The 19,564-nt window shown below is 70.6% G+C and carries 13 protein-coding genes and 1 pseudogene; 6 read left to right on the forward strand and 8 right to left on the reverse strand.

All coding sequences use genetic code 11. From position 1 onward, the window contains the following. Window positions 1-10: 10 nt before the first annotated feature. Window positions 11-922: a glutathione S-transferase C-terminal domain-containing protein gene (locus KI385_RS05195; RefSeq protein WP_238571040.1), complete on the reverse strand. Its 912-nt coding sequence runs from the start codon at window positions 920-922 to the stop codon at window positions 11-13. Between the two features lie 562 nt (window positions 923-1,484). Here KI385_RS05195 and KI385_RS05200 point away from each other — a divergent pair. Continuing rightward, window positions 1,485-1,943: an RrF2 family transcriptional regulator gene (locus tag KI385_RS05200; protein ID WP_238571041.1), complete on the forward strand. Its 459-nt coding sequence runs from the start codon at window positions 1,485-1,487 to the stop codon at window positions 1,941-1,943. Between the two features lie 216 nt (window positions 1,944-2,159). Then, window positions 2,160-3,434, forward strand: coding sequence for an acyl-CoA dehydrogenase family protein (locus KI385_RS05205; protein ID WP_238577570.1), 1,275 nt, complete (start codon window positions 2,160-2,162; stop codon window positions 3,432-3,434). A 247-nt stretch (window positions 3,435-3,681) separates the two neighbouring features. On the opposite strand, the pseudogene KI385_RS44535 reads toward KI385_RS05205, so the two are convergent. From KI385_RS44535 to KI385_RS05235, 6 genes and pseudogenes are all read right to left on the reverse strand, one after another. Then, window positions 3,682-3,930, reverse strand: a pseudogene (locus KI385_RS44535) (hypothetical protein); the annotation flags it as partial. 289 nt (window positions 3,931-4,219) lie between these two features. Continuing rightward, window positions 4,220-4,708, reverse strand: coding sequence for a hypothetical protein (locus KI385_RS05215; protein ID WP_238571042.1), 489 nt, complete (start codon window positions 4,706-4,708; stop codon window positions 4,220-4,222). Between the two features lie 62 nt (window positions 4,709-4,770). Beyond that, window positions 4,771-7,269 carry a SpoIIE family protein phosphatase gene (locus tag KI385_RS05220; RefSeq protein ID WP_238571043.1) on the reverse strand — a complete coding sequence of 833 codons (2,499 nt, stop codon included), beginning with the start codon at window positions 7,267-7,269 and terminating at the stop codon, window positions 4,771-4,773. A gap of 368 nt (window positions 7,270-7,637) precedes the next feature. Beyond that, window positions 7,638-8,750, reverse strand: coding sequence for a CapA family protein (locus KI385_RS05225; protein WP_238571044.1), 1,113 nt, complete (start codon window positions 8,748-8,750; stop codon window positions 7,638-7,640). 82 nt (window positions 8,751-8,832) lie between these two features. Continuing rightward, window positions 8,833-9,738 (reverse strand): SDR family oxidoreductase, encoded by a 906-nt coding sequence (locus tag KI385_RS05230; RefSeq protein ID WP_238571045.1) that lies wholly within the window; start codon window positions 9,736-9,738, stop codon window positions 8,833-8,835. 116 nt (window positions 9,739-9,854) lie between these two features. Next, on the reverse strand, window positions 9,855-11,264 hold the full coding sequence (locus KI385_RS05235) for a short-chain fatty acyl-CoA regulator family protein (RefSeq protein WP_238571046.1): 1,410 nt from the start codon (window positions 11,262-11,264) through the stop codon (window positions 9,855-9,857). A gap of 379 nt (window positions 11,265-11,643) precedes the next feature. On the opposite strand from KI385_RS05235, the gene aceA reads away from it, so the two are divergent. The 4 genes from aceA (at window position 11,644) to KI385_RS05255 (ending at window position 17,433) form a co-directional block, all read left to right on the forward strand. After that, the gene (gene aceA, locus KI385_RS05240) at window positions 11,644-12,939 is read left to right on the forward strand and encodes an isocitrate lyase (protein ID WP_238571047.1); all 1,296 of its coding nucleotides are present in this window, start codon (window positions 11,644-11,646) and stop codon (window positions 12,937-12,939) included. Between the two features lie 134 nt (window positions 12,940-13,073). Then, window positions 13,074-14,681 (forward strand): malate synthase, encoded by a 1,608-nt coding sequence (locus tag KI385_RS05245; protein ID WP_238571048.1) that lies wholly within the window; start codon window positions 13,074-13,076, stop codon window positions 14,679-14,681. After that, the gene (locus KI385_RS05250) at window positions 14,678-15,547 is read left to right on the forward strand and encodes a 3-hydroxybutyryl-CoA dehydrogenase (protein ID WP_238571049.1); all 870 of its coding nucleotides are present in this window, start codon (window positions 14,678-14,680) and stop codon (window positions 15,545-15,547) included. The genes KI385_RS05245 and KI385_RS05250 overlap by 4 nt, the downstream gene beginning before the upstream one ends. 221 nt (window positions 15,548-15,768) lie before the next feature. Beyond that, complete coding sequence (locus KI385_RS05255) at window positions 15,769-17,433, forward strand: FAD-binding oxidoreductase (RefSeq protein ID WP_238571050.1); 1,665 nt, start codon at window positions 15,769-15,771, stop codon at window positions 17,431-17,433. A 4-nt stretch (window positions 17,434-17,437) separates the two neighbouring features. Here KI385_RS05255 and KI385_RS05260 read toward each other — a convergent pair whose 3' ends face one another. After that, window positions 17,438-19,405, reverse strand: coding sequence for an APC family permease (locus tag KI385_RS05260; protein ID WP_238571051.1), 1,968 nt, complete (start codon window positions 19,403-19,405; stop codon window positions 17,438-17,440). Between the last annotated feature and the right edge of the window lie 159 nt (window positions 19,406-19,564).

Raw genomic sequence — 19,564 nt, forward strand, 5'->3', positions numbered from 1 at the left:
CCGACGATTGCTATCGGCGGCTGCTTCGAAGGGCAGCTGCCGAAGACGCCGTCCAGTCCACGATCTGTACCGCCGCGCCGGCGGCCTCCTGTCCCTGACAGCGAGCGTGGTGGCGGCGGGCGATGCCGTCCAGGTCGAGGTGCGAGCCGAAGGCGGGGTGGGCCGCCAGCCGGCGGGCGTACGACCACAACCGCGGGTGGTCGGCGATGCGGTGAACCGCAGCGGCGTCCAGATGCCAGCGGTGGACGGTGTCGAGCCGCACCAGTGTCACCCACAACTGGACGTCGGCGGCGGTGAGTTCGCTGCCCAGCAGGTGGTTCCGGTCGGCCAGCCGCTGCTCCAGTGAGTCCAGTGCGCCGAGCAGGGTGCCCAGCGCGGTCTCGTGGGCCGCGCTGTCGATGCCGAGCCGACCGGCGTGCTGCGCGGCCTCGTTGATGTTCCGCTCACAGAGCCGGGCGACCGCCTCGATCTCGTTCCGGGCATGGTGCGGATACAGGTCGGGGCCGTCGCCGCCGAACTGCCCGGCCAGGTCGCGCAGGATGTCGGGGGTGTGCGTACTGACGATCCGTCCCGTCCATCCGTCGCTGAGCACCGGCGCCGCGGCCGGGCCGGGGTGCTGGTGCGAACTGGCTTCGTACAGCGGGCGCAGCGCCACGTATCCGGCACCCGGGCCGTCGGGCACGGCGGGCAGCAGTGTCACCGGAAGGATGTCACCGAGGTCAAGCAGGCTGTGGGTGATGGCGATGCTCAGACAGTCCGGACAGGACAGCGAGAGGTGCAGGCGGTAGCGGTGCGGCACGGCGTAGTGGCCGCTGCGCACATCGCAGCCGATCCTGCCCCGGAGGGACGGCACGCCGGTCTGCGACGTGGTGGTGTCGGACGTGGTGGTGTGCGACGTGGTGGTGCGGGACGTGGCGGACATGCGACTCCCTGGGATCCGGGTCCGGTTCGCGGACGTACAGGCGGACGTAGAAGCGGACGTACTGGCGCACGTACAGGCCGACGGACGTACAGGCCGACGGACGTACAGGCCGATGCACGGGCACGGGTGTACGGGCCTATGCGTACAGGCGTAGGACGGGCCTGGGCGCAGGCGTATGTGCAGCAGGCGGCGGACATGGGGCGCCGTCGGCGCAGGCCCGGGCACGACGAAGAGTTCGGCGTGGGGCGGAGTACGGCGCGGCGGCGGGCCGCTATCGCCTCAGCAGAGAGGACTTGCCGCGCTGCAGACGCGCAGCAGATCGATGTGCCGGCGTGAGGTCAGAAGGGGAAGCGGCTGGATCGCGCGGCTCGCGCGGTCGGTGTCCAGCCCTGCACGCCCCATGATTTCCCACCCGTTCAATAGGGTTCCCGCCCTTGAGTGTCGAGCCGCCGTCGAGCCACGTCAAGGGTGCTGCTGCGCCTGGACGCGCGGCTGGTGCCCACCTCGGGCCGGGTGGTACGCCCGGAGAGGCCACGCCGTCCCGTTGCGGGATAATGCCGGCATGCGGATTTCAGCCAGAGCGGACTATGCGGTGCGTGCCGCGCTGCAACTCGCCGGTGCCCGGGAGGCGGGGCCGCTCAAGGCGGAGGCCATTGCCGACGCTCAGGACATTCCGCACAAGTTCCTCGAAGGCATCCTGAACGATATGCGGCGCGGCGGGCTCGTACTCAGTCAGCGCGGTGGCAACGGCGGCTACCGGCTGGCCAAGCCTCCGGAGGACATCAGCATCGCGGATGTCATCCGCGTCGTGGACGGGCCGCTGGTGTCGGTACGCGGTGTCCGCCCGCCGGAGCTGTCCTACACCGGGCCGGCCGAGTCGCTGCTGCCACTGTGGGTCGCGCTACGGGCCAATGTCCGGCAGATCCTTGACGGTGTATCCCTGGCCGATGTCGCCTCGGCCGACCTGCCCACCCGGGTGTCCGCGCTGGCCGAGGATCCGGCCTCGTGGACGAATCCCTGACCGGCGCCTGAACGATCCCTGGCCGCCCCCCCCCACTGCCTCACCGTCCGGATTTCAAGACCCGGCTGTCCACCCCTCGAACGACCCTTGCTCCAAACGGGAGTCCGGAAGCATGATTCATTCCCTACTAATCCAGTGGGAAAACTAGGGAATGCGTGAGGTGGGGCGGCCGTGCACACGCCGATCCACACGCCCGACAGGATGGTGAACGGCGCCATGCCGAAGAAGTCCGCAGCACGCACCGCCTCCCGACAGATCAACCACCCGGCCGAGGAAGGGATCTGGCCACGCGTCACCCGCGAGATCGCCGATGATCTCGCCGTCGACGCAATCTCCCGTGACCGGGCGGGCAAGCCTCCCTTCGACGAGATCTCACGACTGCGCGAAGCCGGCCTGCCGGCTCTGCTGGCACCGCCCGGCCCGCCCACGCGGGGGACCGACTGGCGCACCGCCTGTGCGGTCATCCGGGAGATCGCGGCGGCCGACAGCTCGATCGGCGAACTGCTCGGCCGGCACTATGTGTTGTCGTGGAGCGCCCGTTTCTTCGGCACCCCGCAGAAGGCCGACGTACTGGAACTCCGGGCGGCGGACGAGCAGTGGATCTGGGGCGGCAGCACCGACCTTCCGGGGTCGGCGGAGGCGGAGCTGGAGACGGGTCCCGACCTGACGCTCACACCGGCCGACAGCGGCTACGTCCTCAATGGGAGCAGGGCTTTCGCCGCGGGTGTCGCCGTGGCCGACCGGCTGGTGCTCGCCGCGGGATGTACCGAAACCGGTGAGTCGTTGATCGTGGTCGTGGACCCGGCCCACCCGGGCGTGACGGCCGACCCGGCACATGACCGCCTCGGACAGCGCCTCACCGGAGCCGGCACCGTCGGGTTCGACGGCGTCCCGGTGCCCGCCGATCAGGTACTGGGCGCCGTGCCGCGCGACGAGCACGATGTCGCCCCGTTCGCCACGCTCGCCCCTCTGACGCTGCGGCTCGCTCTCGTCCATGTCGGCCTGGGGATCGCCGAAGGAGCACTGGCCGAGGCCCGGGACTTCAGCCGTGCCACGCCGCGTATCTGGCCGATCGCGGATCCGGACAACGGCGCCTACGCGGGACGGCCAAGCGGCGATCCGTACCTCCTCCTCGCCTACGGGGAGTTGGTGGCCGCCGCCCACACCGCCGCGGCGGTCGTCGAGCCGGCGACGGAGGCTCTGGCGAGAGGACTCCTCATGGGGCGGGAACTCGGCATCGACGAACGCGCCGACATCGCGGTCCTCGTCGCCGCGGCCGAGGCCGTCACCAGCAGGTCCGCGATGCACATCACCACGCGCATCCTGGAACTCACGGACGGCGCCGACTCCCCCGCCGACGGCCCGGGGTTCGACAGGTTCTGGCGCAATGCGCGCGTCCTGACGGCACAGGGCTCCCCCACCCACAGGCTCCGCGACATCGGCGACCACTATCTGAACGGGACGCATCCGCCCTTAACTCTGCGCATTTGAGAGCGGCTTGTCCGGCTCGGGGAGGTGCTTGTCCGACTCGGGGAGGTGCTTGCCCGGCTCGGAGGGCCACAACGGATGGCCGAGATGACCCAACCCTCCGCCGGATCCGGTCAGCAGCCCGCGCTCCTTTCGCCGGCGCTCGCCTGCCACTTGTGTCCGATCCCTCGAAACAGTGCCGGGTACCCTCCAGGTACCGGAAGGGCTTGATGCCCGCCATGTATACGGCGCCGAGCAGCCCGTTCGGCTTCACCAGGACGGCCATCTGGCCGCGGTAACCGCCGGCAACCGGGACGCGCTGCTCACCGAGATGCTCGACGCATGGGAGCGCGAGGTCACCGAGGGAGTGATCGAGCAGGTCGAGAGCGGCGGAGGAGATGCCAGGGCCAAACTGGAGCGGCTGTTCACGATCGCCTCGTCCGGCGACGGGCCGATGACGGGCACCACGGACGACCTCACGATCCGCGACCGGGCCCGGCGCGACGAGGCCGTCGCGCAGCGACTCCGACGCGTCGACAACCGGCGGATGGAGTACCTGCGCTCGCTGTTCGGCTCCTTCTGCCTCGACACGGACGACGTCGAGGTCCGCTGCATGCTCGCCTGCTCACTGCGGATCGGCAATCACTTCATCGCCGCCGACCACGGCAGTCACAGCCGCGCGGAGGTGACGCAGCTGACCAGAAAACGGCTCCTGAGGTAGCCGCCTCCGGGATGACGCCCGGGCGGGGCGACCGGGTCGTCGTGGGTGCCGGCGATGACGAGTTCGGCGGGGAGTTGGCGTGCTGCCGCTACCTGCGAGAGTCCAGATCGCGGGCCAGGTGCGCACGGCGCAGGCCGTGGTTGCGCAGGTGGCGGAGGTCCTCGCGGGTGTCGTACATGAGTTGCGTGTGGAAGTAGTTGATGTACTCCAGCACCGCGAACAGCGCGAAGACGAGGCCCGGCCAGCTGCCGCTCCCGGGGTCGACGCACACCGCCCGGAGGGTGAAGAGCACACCGGCGATCAGCAACGGAACGTTGAGTACGCGGATCGCCGCGAAAGTCCTGGCGCCGGGGAGGGAGTTGCCGGCTGTCGCGACCCGGCGGAGCTTGGCGAGCCAGTAGGCGGCTCCTTGCAGGAGAAGGAGTGCGAACAACGCGAATCCCACGGCGTTCGCCGGCGTTATCGGGAAGCCGACCTTGCCGAACCAGAGTGCGGCCTGGAGTGGGATGTTGAGCAGTTCCAGGAAGGCCAGCGACCGAAGCCGCCGCTGGATCCAGGCACGAGAGCGATGGTTCATTCGAAGATCATCTCAGTGGCCGAGCGGTGAGTCGGCCGGGACCAGCTCTGCCGGCAGCAGGCTCACACCAGGTCGTCCGAAGCTCCGTCGATCTTCTGCTCGGCCCAGACGGTCTTGCCCTCGGCGGTGTAGCGAGCACCCCAGCGCTCGGCGAACTGCGCGACGAGAAGGAGGCCGCGGCCCCCTTCGTCCGTGGCGCGTGGATGCCGTACGCGGGGTGCGGTACTGCTTCCGTCGGAGACTTCGCAGGTCAGTGTGCGGTCGCGGATCATACGCAACCGGATGGGGGCGCTGGCGTAGCGAATGGCATTGGTGACGAGTTCGCTGACGATCAGCTCCGTGGTGAACGCTTCCTCCTCCAGGCCCCAGGAGGCGAGCTGGTGGGCGACGAGGGAACGCGCGGTGGAGACGACCGCCGGGTCGGAAGGGAGGTCCCATGCGGCAACCCGGTCCTCGCCCAGCGCGTGGGTGCAAGCGACCAACACAGCGGCGTCTTCAGGGGGTTGCTCGGGGAGGAGGGAGTCGGTGAGCAGTCGGCAGATCTCGCTCAGGGAGTCCGGCGGCCGGGCGAGCAGGCCTTCGAGCCGGGTCAGGCCGGCCGCCCGGTCCTCGTACGCCTGGAGCAGCCCTGGGGTGTGGAGGGTGAGCAACGCCCCCTCGGGAAGCTCCAGTTCGGCCTTTCCGAACGACGGGCCGGGCCGGCCCAGCGGCTCGGCGGCCGGGGGCACCAGGGTCGTCACCGAGCCGTTCGGATATCGGACGACGAGGCGGGAGTGGCCGGCTCCGGCCATGGTGCAGCGCCGGGAGACCGGGTCGTAGACCAGGTACAGGCACTCGGAGCCGACCCCGTCCCCATGACCGGGGCCGGGGCGGGCGTCCACGTCAGCGTCCTTGTCGGCGTCGGCGCCGGCCCGGCCGCCGGCACCCGCCCGGATGTCGTCACCTGCCAGGCGGAACACCAAGTCATCGACCCTGGCCAGCAGTTCGTCCGGCTCCAGATCCAGGTCCGACAGCGTATGGACGGCCGCGCGCAGCCGGCCCATGGCGGCCGCGGCATGCACGCCATGGCCGGCGGCCCGGCCGGCCACCAGCGCCACCCGGGCTCCGGACAGCGGGATGACATCGACCCAGTCCCCGCCGGATCCGGCGTGGACGTACTGGTGGGCGGCCTCCACGCCGATCTGATCGGGGAGTTCGTGCGGCAGCAGACTGCGCTGGAGGCTCAGCAGTGCGTTGCGTTCGCGTACGTACTGACGGGCGTTGTCCAGGCAGATGGACGTTCGGCGGCCGAGTTCCGTGGCCAGCGTCAGATCGTCCTCCTGGAAGGGGCCCAACTCCCCCCATCGGTAGAAGGCGGCGAGCCCGAGGGGCAGGTCGCGGACGACCAGCGGGATCAGCATGAGCGAGTGGACCTTCTCTTCGAGCATCCGCCGCCCGCGCACGGGGTCGGCACGGATCCACTCACTGTCCGGGTCCAGCGGGCTGACCAGCAGCGGCCGCAGGTCGCGCAGGGCCCTGGTGAACGGCCCGGCGAACGGAAAGGTGCTGACCTCGCCGACCTCGTACACGCCCGGCGGCACTTCCTTCCGGCGGGAGCGCGACGCCGCCCGGCGCAGCACCGCGTCGCCGGCGACCGGCCCGGGGGTGATCTCCCCGCCCAGGAGCGTCGGCTCCAGCACCTCGATGGCGGCGGTGTCGGCCAGTCGTGGCACCGCCAGATCGGCCAGTTCCTGAGCGGTGCGCACCACGTCCAGGGTGGTGCCGATACGCGCCCCGGCCTCGGCGAGCAGGGTCAGTCGCTCCTGCGCGCGGTGCCGGTCGGTGACGTCGACCACCGCATCGGCCACCCCGAGGATGCGGCCATGGGCGTCTTCGAGGCGGAACGCGGACGCCGAGTAGATGTGCTCCCGGCCGGGGTCTCCCGGGGGCCGGCCGCGCTTCTCGAAGCCGGTCACCGGCTTCCCCGACTCCAGGACCTGTTTCATCACCCGCTCCATGGGCTCGGCACCGAAGTCGGGCCATACCTCGGTGGGGCGACGGCCCACCGCCGTCTCGGCCGGCGTGCCCTGCATCCCCTCCGCGGCGGCATTGAACTTCAGCAGCCTGAGCTCCGGGTCGAGGACGAACAGCCCCACCGGCGATCGGGTGAACAGCGCCTCCAGAAATGCGCGGTCGATCTCCCGGGCGGACGGCGTCCCGGCGGGAGCCAGCATGACCGCCCAGCGCGGTCCGGCGCCGTCTCCGTCCTCGGGGTGGACGCTCAGCCGGCAGCTGACCGTACGGCCGTCACGGTGGCGCAGCAGGATGGCCGCGCCCTCTTCGCCCTTGTCGCCCCCGTCGCCCGGTGCGGGCCCTTCGGCTTCGTCCGCCTCGTCGGCCGTGGCCATCAGTACGGCAGCGGGCCGTCCCACGACATCGCTCGCCACGTATCCGAGCAGGCGTTCGGCCGCGGCGCTCCATTCGGTCAGCACGCCTCGCGCGTCGACCACCACCCGGGCCCACGTCTGCACCGCGGGCTCTACGGGCCGGTCGCCGCCGTACGCCCTGTCGGATGCGCCCATCGCCTCCAGCCTCACCGTGCGTCGGTGCTTTCCGCTGCCTCCCAGTGTTGCCGCCCGCAGGTCACTCTGCGAGGTCGGCCTCCCCATGTGCCACCGCGGGCCGCGCGGCCGCGGTGGCCTCCGGGATGCGGTTGCCGGGGGAATCTCGTTGGCTGCGCCCGGTGGACACCGGCCGGGTTCCCTGGCTCGAATGGCAGGTCCGGCGGGAGGCCGTTCGGGTACGCGCGGCGGAGCCGGCGAAGGGTTGGTTGAGCCTTTCGAGGTAGGCCGGCCAGTTCGCGGATGTCCCGGGACGGGTGTTGTCGCAGGCCTGTGGGGTGTCGGAGCCGCCGCGTCAGGGCGGCCTGGAGGTGATCGTGCCCGCTGCGTCAGGACGGCCGGAGCGTGATCGTGTCCGCCGGCTCGGGGCCGGCGCATGACCGGAAGCCGTGGCCGATCCGGTCGAGGAGCGCGCGCAGCCAGCGGGTGTCCTCGGACGAGGCGTGCCGCAGCCGCATCCGCCGGGCCTGCAAGGGGGTGATCCGTACGTCGTGGAGCCTGCCGGTGTCCGGTTCCACCGAGACGAGGTAGAGCAGCCGCAGGTCGTCCCGATACTGTTCGTAGCCGGTGATGCCCTCGTAGTCATCGATGAAGTCGCCGCACCCGTGGATCACCAGTTTTCCCCGGTGCACCTCCAGGGAGCGGGGGTGGTGCGAGGAGTGCCCGTGTACGACGTCCACGCCGCCGTCCAGGAGCATCCGGGCGAAGACGCCCTCGCTGTGGGTCACGCCGTAGCCCCAGTTGGGACCCCAGTGGACCGAGGCCACCGCGATATCGCCCGGCCGCTTGACCTGCCGTACCCGGCCGATGACCTCGGCCGCGGCGGCCTCCGACGGCCTGGCCACCACGTCGACCCCACTGCGGGCCGCGGTCGCGGCCCAGGTGTGCGGGATCCCGCTGGACGGCATGCCGAAGGAGAAGACCAGGAGCCGGCGGCCGGCGTCGAGAGGGACGGTCGCCGGGCGTCTGGCGGTGTCGGCGTCCGCTCCTGCCCCGGCGGTCCGCAGCCCCGCGCCCGCCAGGGTGTCGAGCGTTTCCTCCAGTCCGCCGCGGCCGAAGTCCAGAACGTGGTTGTTGGCCAGTACGCAGACGTCGGGGTGGGCGGCGGCCAGACAGGAGAGGTTCGCGGGGTGCATCCGGTAGTGCACTGCCTTGTCGGGTGCGAACGCGTCGTTGCACGTGATGCTGGTCTCCAGGTTGATCACCCGGGCGGCGGGGGCAGCCTCATCGAGCACCGGCAGCGCCTCCCCCCATGGCCAGGAGAAGTCGACCGGACGGGGAATGGGGCCGTTCGCCGCCTCCGCCAGCTCGACATAGTCGCGGGCGTCCCGGACGAAACCCTCGCGCAGCGCCGGGTCGCCGGGACACGGCAGGATCTGGTCGACGCCGCGGCCGAGCATGACGTCACCGCAGAGGAACAGCGTGACCAAGTCACCGCCCATTCCCCCAGGTTAGGGCCAATCGCCCGAGGTTTCGCGGCGACCGCGTACGCGCTGCCCGCCGCCGCCCGGCGTGCCCGCCCGCTCAGCCGTCCGGCATGCGCGCCCCGGCGGATCCGGCCGCCTCGTCAGCCCTCCCCCCTTCGCCCACCAGCCCCGTCGCCTCGATGTCACCGCGGCTCACCAGGCGGTGCAGTTGGTGGTGGGACCGGCGCATGATGACGCCCGGCACGCCGCCTCGTAGCGCCTGCACGGCGCGCAGCCATGGCTGGGCGTAGACGGCGGGCTCCCGTCGCTCGATGCCGCGGACCAGGCGGTCGGCAACCTGTTGGGGCGGATAGATCTTTCCCGCGGGCCACGGCAGGCCGGCGCGAAGTTCCCTCAGCACAGGGGCGTGGATCATGTCGGTGTCCGCCCAGCTGAGGTAGGCGATGCCGACATCGACGCCGGTGTGCGCCACTTCGGCGCGCAGCGCATGCGCGAACGCCTCGACGCCCGCCTTGGAAGCGCAGTACGTGGACATCATGGGCACTGCCGTGATCGCCGCGAGGGAGGCGATCTGCAGGTAGTAGCCGCGTGTGGCGAGGAGCCCGGGGAGGAAGGCGCGCACCGTGAGGCAGCTGCCGATCAGGTTGACCTCCACCACCCGGCGCCAGACGGCCGGATCGCTGTGCAGGAACGGGCCGCCGGCAACGACCCCCGCGTTGGCGACCAGCACGGACGGCGGCCCCAGGCATTGCCGCACGCTGTCGGCGGCGTCCGCCATTGCGCCCTCGTCGGTGATGTCGGCGGACCAGTAACGGGCGCGGCCGGGAAGGGACGCCGCGACCCGCTGAAGTTCGGGCTCTTCGAGCCCGATCAGCGCGACCGTTGCCCCGCGGCGTACGAGCGCGTGTGCCATGCACGCCCCCAGCCCGCGGGCAGCGCCGGTCACGACGGCGATCCGGCCCGAGAGGGGCTCATTGGCCATGGCCACACTCCGCTTGGTCATGTCCACACTCCGCGATCTGCGCAGGGCCCGAGGCGCATGGTCTTCCAACGTAACGCCGGGCCGACCGGCACGCCCTTCGCCGCGGAGAGACGTGTGGCTCCCTGCCCGCGCCCGGGTCAGCGCTCCGTGCGGTCCCGGACGGGGTACGGCACGAAGGTGCTGCTGTTCTCGTCGATGGCGAGCGGCCGCCCCAGGGGCGGTACCGCGCGCTGAGGGCAGTCGAGGCGCTCGCAGATCCGGCAGCCCATGCCGATGGGGGTGGCGGCGGAGGCATTGGCCAGGTCGAGACCGTCGGAGTAGACGAGCCGGGAGGCGTGCCGGATCTCGCAGCCGAGGCCGATGGCGAAGGTCTTGCCCGGCTCGCCCCAGCCGCCGCGGTGGCGGGTGAGGGCGCGGGCGGTCCACAAGTAGCGCTGTCCGTCCGGCATCGCGGCGATCTGGACATGGATGCGCCCGGGTGCCGTGAACGCCTCGTACACGTTCCACAGCGGGCAGGTGCCGCCCGCGCGGGAGAAGTGGAAGCCGGTGGCCGACTGGCGTTTGGACATATTGCCCGCGCGGTCGACGCGTACGAAGGAGAACGGCACGCCCCGCAGGCGTGGGCGCTGGAGGGTGCTGAGGCGGTGGCAGACCGTCTCGTAGCCGAGGCCGAAGCGGTCGGTGAGGCGTTCGAGGTCGTAGCGCACTTCCTCGGCGGCGGCGTGGAAGGCGCGGTACGGGAGGATCAGCGCGGCGGCCACATAGTTGGCGATGCCGATCCGGGCGAGCGACCAGGTGGTCGAGCCCTTCTCGTAGTCCTCAGCGGCTAGTGCGGACAGCTCCTCGGCGTACTCCAGCAGGGCGAGTTGCGTGGCCATACGGAAGGCCTGCTGGCCGGGGCGCAGACGGTTGGACAGATGCAGCACCCGGGCCGTCGCGTCGTAGTGGTGCAAGCGGTCGGAGTCGGCCGCGAGCCGAACGCCATGGCGTTCGGCGAGCCGGGCGGTGAGGGCGCGCAGTACTTCGCCGGGACGGATGTCCATCTCGTCCGCGAGGTTCTCGGCGGCGAGATCGAGGTCGTGCAGATAGTTCTGGCGGCGGTAGAAGAACTCCCGGATCTCCTCGTGCGGCGAGCGCGGAGCGGCCGGGTGGTCGTGGTCGCGGCCGTCCGTCGCCTCGGCCAGCCGCTCGGCCAGCGTCTGGTTGCGCCGTCCCAGATCGAGCAGGACGCCGGCCACGGCCGGTAGCCGGGAGGCCAGTTCGGAGAGGTCGGAGGGGGACACCCGGGCGGCAGCGACCTCGTCGGCGAGCGTTTCGCGCAGGTCGGCGACGAGTCTGCTGGTGTCGCGTGCCGAGAAGAAGCCGGGGTCCACCCCGAACGCCTCGGTGAGGCGCAGCAGTACCGGCACGGTCAGCGGCCGGGAGTCGTGTTCCATCTGGTTGAGGTAGCTGGGCGAAATCGCCAGTATGCGTGCCAGTTCGGCCTGACTGAGCCGTCGCTCCTCGCGCAGCTGTCGCAGCCGCGCCCCCGCGTATGTCTTGCTCACCGGAACGTCCCTTCGATGCGGCTGAAGCCTATCCGACCAGGAGGAAGCCGGACTTGGGATGTTGGCAAGGTTGGCAAAACGGCGTCGGAAGATGCGCGGAAGTTGGCAGGCCGCCATGGTTGATGGCACTCGGTGCCACTGCCAGAGTCTGAGTGCGGCCCGCCGGACCCCGGCGGCCGGAGCGGAACTCCGGGCCCGATTTCGAGCCCTGACGTCGGGTATCTCGGCGTTCCGGTCCGGCGCCCCGGGCGCATTGCTCACCTCTCCACACACCGGGAGGGGTCCGGCGGGCGGCGGCACAGAAGGCGCGGCACTCAGTGCCTAGCCCTTCGCACACTTCACACGCACCAGGCGATACAGGCGACCCCGGGAGACGGTCATGGCGCAGACGGACACGACGACGGCCGAAGAACTGGCACAGCGGTGGGCGACGGACCCGCGCTGGAAGGGAGTTGAGCGCACGTACGGCGCCGAGGACGTGGTGCGGCTGTCCGGCAGCGTCCGCGAGGAGCACACCCTGGCCCGGCGCGGCGCCGAGCGGCTGTGGCGGCAGCTCCACACCCAGGACTATGTCCATGCGCTCGGCGCGCTGACGGGTGGTCAGGCGGTGCAGCAGGTCAAGGCCGGTCTGCAGGCCATCTACCTCTCCGGCTGGCAGGTCGCGGCGGACGCCAACCAGGCCGGCCACACCTACCCGGACCAGAGTCTCTACCCCGCCAACTCCGTTCCCCAGGTGGTGCGTCGGATCAACAATGCGCTGCTGCGCGCCGACCAGATCGCCACCGTGGAGGGCGGCGGGACCGGTACGGACGAGCGCATCGACTGGCTGGCGCCGATCGTCGCCGATGCCGAGGCCGGTTTCGGCGGTCCGCTCAACGCCTTCGAGCTGACCAAGGCGATGATCGCGGCCGGCGCCGCGGGCATTCACTACGAGGACCAGCTGGCGTCCGAGAAGAAGTGCGGCCACCTCGGCGGCAAGGTCCTGGTGCCCACCGCACAGCACATCCGCACCCTCAACGCCGCCCGGCTCGCGGCCGATATCGCCGATGTGCCGACCGTGATCGTGGCCCGTACCGATGCGCTGGCCGCCAACCTCCTCACCAGCGACGTGGACGAGCGCGACGCCCGCTTCTGCACCGGCGAGCGGACCGCCGAGGGCTTCTACCGGGTCGAGAACGGCATGGCCCCGGTGATCGCCCGCGGCCTGGCCTACGCCCCGTACGCGGATCTGCTGTGGGTGGAGACGGGCACTCCGGACCTGGCGCAGGCCCGGGAGTTCGCGGAGGCCATCCATGCGCGGTACCCGGACCAGATGCTGGCCTACAACTGCTCGCCGTCCTTCAACTGGAAGGCCGCGCTGGACGATGACCAGATCGCCAAGTTCCAGCGGGAGCTGGGCGCGATGGGCTACCGCTTCCAGTTCATCACCCTGGCCGGGTTCCACTCCCTCAACCACGCGATGTTCGAGCTGGCCCGCGGCTACGCCGAGTCCGGCATGACCGCGTATGTCGATCTCCAGGAGAAGGAGTTCGCCGCCCAGCAGCACGGCTTCACCGCCGTCAAGCACCAGCGCGAGGTCGGCACCGGCTACTTCGACCGGGTCTCCACGGCGCTCAACCCGGCCTCCTCGACCACCGCGCTCAGCGGCTCCACCGAGGAAGAGCAGTTCCACTAGAGCCGCTCCGGCCCGGCACGGTCCCGCCAGGCCACCCGTTCGACGAGGGCGTCGCCCCGGCCGCTCTCCAGGTGCGGGCCGGACGTCCGTCTCCGTCCGGCCCGCACCGCCCCACTCCGCTGAGGAGCCCCCGCATGCCTCCCACCGAACTGACCAGCGCCGTCCAGGTTCTCGGCACACCGGGCGACCGCCATGACGAGATCCTCACCCCCGCGGCTCTGGACTTCATCGGCCGCCTCGATGCCGCCTTCGCCGACCGGCGCCTGGACCTGATCACCGAGCGAAGCCGCCGCGCCACGCTGCTCGCCTCCGGCATCCCGCTCGACTTCTCGCGCGCCACCTCCGCCGTACGTACCGACCCCGACTGGCGGGTCGCTCCGCCGGCGCCGGGCCTTACCGACCGCCGGGTGGAGTTCGCCGGCCCGCCCGACCGCCGCACGGCCCTCGACGCCCTCAACTCCGGCGCGCAGGTGTGGATCGCCGACTTCGCCGACGCCACCTCGCCCACCTGGGACAACATCATCGGCGGCCAGCTGAACCTGCTCGACATCAGTGACCGACGGCTCGGCCTCACCGCTCCCCGGGGCGAGCGGCGGCCCGACGCTGTCGTCCCGGCCCTCATGGTCCGCCCCCGGGGCTGGCACCTCACCGAACAGCACCTGCGCATCGACGGCCGCCCCGTCCCCGCCTCCCTGGTGGACTTCGGCCTCTTCTTCTTCCACTGCGCCGCACGGCAGATCGACGCCGGCCACGGCCCCTACTTCTCGCTCCCCCAGCTCGAAAACCGCTACGACGCCCGGCTCTGGAACGACGTCTTCGTCCTCGCCCAGGACCTGCTGGGCATCCCGCGCGGCACCATCCGTGCCACCGTCGTCATCGAGACGATCACCGCGGCCTTCGAAATGGAGGAGATCCTCTACGAACTGCGGGACCACAGCGCCGGTTTGCACACCGGACGCGGGAACTACCTCGCCAGCCTGATCAAGAACTTCGCCCACCGACCGGACTTCGTCCTCCCCGACCGCACGAAGGTCACCATGACGGCCCCCTTCCTGCGTGCCTGCACCGAGTTGCTGGTGCGCACCTGCCACCGGCGGGGCGCCCATGCGATCGGCGCCATGGCCACCCATGTCCCCGGCCGCGATGCGCCGAGCGGCGAGGCGGCCCTGGCCGGGCTGCGGCTCGACAAGGAACGCGAGGCCCAGGACGGTTTCGACGGCTCCCAGATCGCCCATCCCGCCCTGGTCCCCGACTGCCGCGCGGCCTTCGACGCCGTGCTCGGCGGCCGTCCGCACCAGATCGAGCACACACGGGACGACGTCGACGTATCCGCCGCGCATCTGCTCTGTATCCGCCGCACCAGCGGTCCGCCCACCCACGAGGGCATCCGCTCCCATCTCGCCCTCGCCCTGCGCTACTTCGACGCCTGGCTGCGCGGCCAGGGAACGGTGACCCACTACGGGGCGGTGGCGGACGCCGCCACCGCCGAGCTCGCCCGCGTCCAGATATGGCAGTGGCTGCGGCACGGCGCGGTCACCCGTGACACCGTGCTCGGCCTGCTCGACACGGAGTGCGCGGCCTTCACCCGGGAAGACCCCGCGGCATGCGTGGCGCAGGCCCGCGATCTCTTCGACCGTACGGCGCTGTCGCGGGACCTGCCGCCGTTCTTCGCCACGGACGCTTACGCCCGTCACCTCGTGCACCGCCGTACCCTCGTACGCCGTCCGGCGGTGCGGTCATGAGCGCGCCCATCCGCCGCGTCGGCGTCGTCGGCGGCGGGCAGATGGGGGCCGGGATCGCCGAGGTCTGCGCCCGTGCGGGGCTGGACACCGTGGTCTGCGAGGCGGACGCGACCGCCGCCCGCGCGGCCCGCGAACGCCTCACCCACTCCTTGGAACGCGCTGTTCGGCGGGGGAAGCTGGACCGTCCGGCCGCCGAGGACGCACTGGCCCGGCTGGTCTTCACCGGCAGCCTGGACGACCTGGCCGACCGGCAGCTCGTCATGGAGGCCGTGGTCGAGAACGAGGAGGTCAAGGCAGAGGTCTTTGGCGCCCTCGACAAGATCGTCGAGGACCCGGAAGCCATTCTCGCCACCAACACCTCCGCCCTCCCGATCATGCGTCTCAGCATGGCCACCCGCCGGGCCGACCGCGTCGTGGGTCTGCACTTCTTCCACCCGGTTCCCGTCCTGCCGCTGGTGGAGGTTGTGGCCTCGCTCCACACCGCGCCCGGCACCGTGGCGGCCGTCGAGAAGTTCGCCACCGATGCCCTGGGCAAGCGGGTGATCCGCTCCCAGGACCGGGCCGGCTTCATCGTCAACGCGCTGCTGATCCCCTATCTCCTGTCCGCGATCCGTATGGCCGAGTCCGGCTTCGCCACCGCGGCCGATGTGGACACGGGCATGGAAGCGGGCTGCGCGCACCCCATGGGGCCGCTCCGGCTGGCCGACCTGATCGGCCTCGATACGGTGGCCGCCATCGCGGATTCCCTGTACGAAGAGTTCAAGGAACCGCACTACGCTCCTCCGCCACTGCTGCAGCGCATGGTGGAGGCGGGATTGCTCGGCCGCAAAACGGGTCGGGGATTCCACGCCTACGACCGAGGTTGAGGGGCCCGGTTCACTGCCGCGGCTGAGGGGCCGCGGCCGCTGCCGGCGGGGTGCGGAGCAGACGACTGAGGCTGCTCCGCACCCCGCCGTCACTCTCCTGACGGTGTCCGCGTCAAGCGTCACCCGTACGGGCCTCCGCGGCTGTCGCGCTCCCTCCGGCCACGACAGCCTGACGGTGCGGCCCCGTACAAGTGCTGCCGCTCCGTCACAGGGAGAGCCAGATGGCTGTGAGCCTGACCAGGGCCGGAACCGAGTGCGGCACCGAGGTGGTGGCCGGTGACCCCCGCTACGAGGCCCTGAGAAGAGGCTTCAACCAGCGCTTCATCGCGACACCTGACTATGTGTCGGTGGTCAGCTCGACGAGCGAGGTCGTCGCCGCGCTCAACAAATATCTCGCGGGCCACCGTTCCGACGAGAGTCTCCATCGGCGGATCACGGTCCGGTCGGGCGGCCACTGCTACGAGAACTTCGTCTGCGGCGACGACGTGGGCGTGATCCTCGATCTCGGGCAGATGGACCGGGCCTATCTGGACCAGGAGATGGGCGCGTACTGCGTGGAGGCCGGGGCGAACAACTGGCATGTCGCCACCCACCTCTACGCGCCGTTCGGCGTGGCGCTCCCCAGCGGATCCTGCTACTCCGTCGGCGCCGGCGGACATGTCACCGGCGGCGGGTACGGACTGCTGTCCCGGCAGCACGGACTGACCGTGGACTATCTCTACGCGGTGGAGGTCGTCGTCGTCCGCGACGGTCAGCATGCGGAGGTCGTGATCGCACGCCGTGACTCACCCGAGCGGGAGCTGCGGAACCTGTGGTGGGCGCACACCGGTGGCGGCGGCGGCAATTTCGGCGTGGTCACCCGCTTCTGGTTCAAGGGGCTGCCCAAGCCCCCGTCCGAAGTGCTGCTCCATGCCGTGGCCTGGCCGTGGGAGAAACTCAAGAAGCACCCGGAGCGCTTCAAGTCGCTGGTGCGGAACTACGGGCTGTTCTTCGAGCACGAGAACACACAGGAGCTCCCGAAGTCCCTCCGCGGCGACTACAGCGACATGTTCACCCTGCTGAAGCTGACCCAACGCGCCAACGGCAAGGTCGGTCTGATCACCCAGCTCGACGCCACCAGGCCGGACAGCGTGGAGCGGCTCACCGCCTTCCTCAAGTGGATCACCAAGGATCTGCGCATCGATCCGACACCGCTGGACCGGCGCATGGGCGAGCACGCGCCCATGGGCGGACTACAGGTGCCGACCCGGCTGCCCTGGCTCACCGCCACCCAGACGCTCAATGGCTCGGGCGACAACCAGTGCGGCAAATACAAGTCGGCGTACATGACGCGCGGTTTCACCGAGCCGATGCTCAACGCCATCTTCCGCCACCTCACGCGCGACGGTTACGAGAATCCGCAGGCGCTGCTCCAGGTCGACTCCTACGGGGGCGCGATAAACCTCCCCGAGAGCGACGACACCGCGGTTTACCAGCGCAGTTCCGTGCTGAAGCTGCAGTACCAGACGTACTGGAGCTGGCAGAAGGACTCCAACAAGGACGGTGTCGCCGACCATCACGACGCCGAGGTCGACGCGTCGATCGCGGCACCGCATCTGCGCTGGATCCGCGAGTTCTACCGCGATGTCTACAAGGACACGGGCGGTGTGCCGATTCTGTCGCCGGCCGGCACCGCTGCCGGTGCGACGCCGAAGACGGTGACCGACGGGTGCTACATCAACTACCCCGACACCGACCTCGACGACCCCGGGTGGAACCGCTCCGGCCAGCCCTCGCACCTGCTCTACTACGGCGACAACTACGGGCGGCTACAGGAGACGAAGGAGTACTGGGACCCGCGTAACGTCTTCCGCAACGCGCAGTCCGTCCAGCCGTTCACCCACTGAGCCGTCAGCCGACGTGGACCCTGGGCCGGCGGGCCCGGTCGGGTTCGGCTTCGCGGAGGACCTCGCGGGTGACGGGGGCGACCTCGCCCTGGCCGAAGAGGAAGAACCGGAGGAACTGGGCGAAGGGGTTGCCTTCGGTCCACTCGAAGTAGATGTGCGGCTGCGCTCCGGTGACGTCCCGCACGTGCAGCAGCAGGGCGGCCAGCGCGTTGGAGATGGTGGAGCTCTCCAGACAGAGCACACGGTAGCGGCCATGCAGCACCTCGCCGCGTACCCGTAGCTCGCTCTCGAATTCGGAGGGGTCGCCGACGGTGACCTCGACGAAGATGAAGTCGTCCGCGGCCGGGAGGTCGTTGTCCGTGCAGATCTGCTGGAGCTTGTCCCGGTACTCGGCCAGATCGCGCTGGTCGGGCTCGTTGGCGATGAGCCGGACCTTGCGGTGGGCGATGTCGCGGATGAACCGCTCGGCCATGTCGTCGAGCACCACGCTGGTCACGCGCAGCTCGAAAGCCCGGGCGACGCGGGAGAGGAACGACAGCAGGATGATGCCGGCGATGAAGCAGGCGCCGATCTTCACACCGTCGGGGCGTTCGATGACGTTCGCGATGGTCGTGTAGAGGAACACCACGGAGATCACGGCGAAGCCGATCGACCAGCCGCGTTCCCGGGCGCGCCGGGCGGCGATGGTCACCGCGATCGCCGCGGAGCTGATCAGGACCAGTACGCCGGTGGCGTAGGCGCCGCCCTGGGCGTCCACATCGGCGTTGAAGATCCAGGTCACCAGGAAGGCGACCAGGGTGAAGACCAGCACCATCGGGCGCACCGCCCGCGCCCAGTGGGGCGCCATGCCGTAGCGCGGCAGGTATTGCGGCATCAGATTCAGCAGGCCGGCCATGGCCGAGGCGCCGGCGAACCACAGGATGGCGATGGTGGAGATGTCGTAGACGGTGCCGAAGGCGGAGCCCAGGTAGTCGTGGGCCAGGTAGGCGAGGGCGCGCCCGTTGGCCGTGCCGCCCGGTTTGAACGCGTCCTCCGGGATGAGCAGGGTCGTGATGAAGCTGGTGACGATCAGGAACACGCTCATGATCACGGCAGAGGTGGTGAGCAGCTTCTTCGCGCCCCGGATCCGCCCCGTGGGGCGCGCTTCGGTGTCGTCGGGGTCGCCCTCGATGTGCGGCATGACCGCCACGCCGGTCTCGAACCCGGACAGGCCCAGCGCCAGCTTCGGGAAGACCAGCAGCGCCACTCCAACCATCGCCAGCGCGTTGCCGTGCTCGGTGGTCAGCGCATGGGACCAGTCGGCCACGACATGCGGCGCGGTGGCCACGTGCCACAGTCCGACGACGACCACGGCCACGTTGAGCGCCAGGTAGAGGCCCACCAGGGCGACCGCCACCCCGATCGCCTCCAGGAACCCCTTGAGGAACACCGCGCCCAGCAGCGCGACCAGGATCAGGGTGATGACCAGCTGCTGGTTGTGCAGGGCGCTGCTGACGTGCGGGTTTTCCACGAGGTGGGTGGCGGCGTCGGCGGCCGACAGGGTGATGGTGATGAGGAAGTCGGTGGCGGCGAAGCCCAGCAGGGTCAGTACGAACAGCTTGCCCTTCCAGAAGGACAGCAGCCGCTCCAGCATCGCGATGGAACCCTGGCCGTGCGGGCTCTCCTTCGCCACCCTGCGGTACACGGGCAGCGCGCCGGCGAGCGTCACGATGACCAGCACGATGGTGGCGATCGGCGACAGCAGCCCGGCGGCCAGGGCGGCGATGCCCGGCTGATAGCCGAGGGTGGAGAAGTAGTCCACGCCCGTCAGGCACATCACCCGCCACCACCGCTGCCCCCGGTGGGCGCTCTGCGGCCCGGCGTGCGGACCGGGGTGGTGCTTGGCCATGTCGGCCAGGCCCTCCAGCATCCATGCCCGCAGGCGATGGCGTGCTGCGGCCAGGGAAGAGTCCGCGGGGGCGGAGGGGGCCATCGTGCGCTCCTGTCGTGGCGCGAAAGCATCCAGCCATCGACGAGACGGCCAGGTCAGCGTACGTAATCCGGACCTCGTCGCCGTGGTGCTGCGTCGGCACGCCGCGTTCGTGTCTTCGACGCGTGGGCGCGCACCCGGTTGCCGCGGCGAGCGCAGGGG

The organism is Streptomyces inhibens (genome assembly GCF_022221585.1).
In the GTDB taxonomy this organism is placed as follows: Bacteria; Actinomycetota; Actinomycetes; order Streptomycetales; family Streptomycetaceae; genus Streptomyces; species Streptomyces inhibens.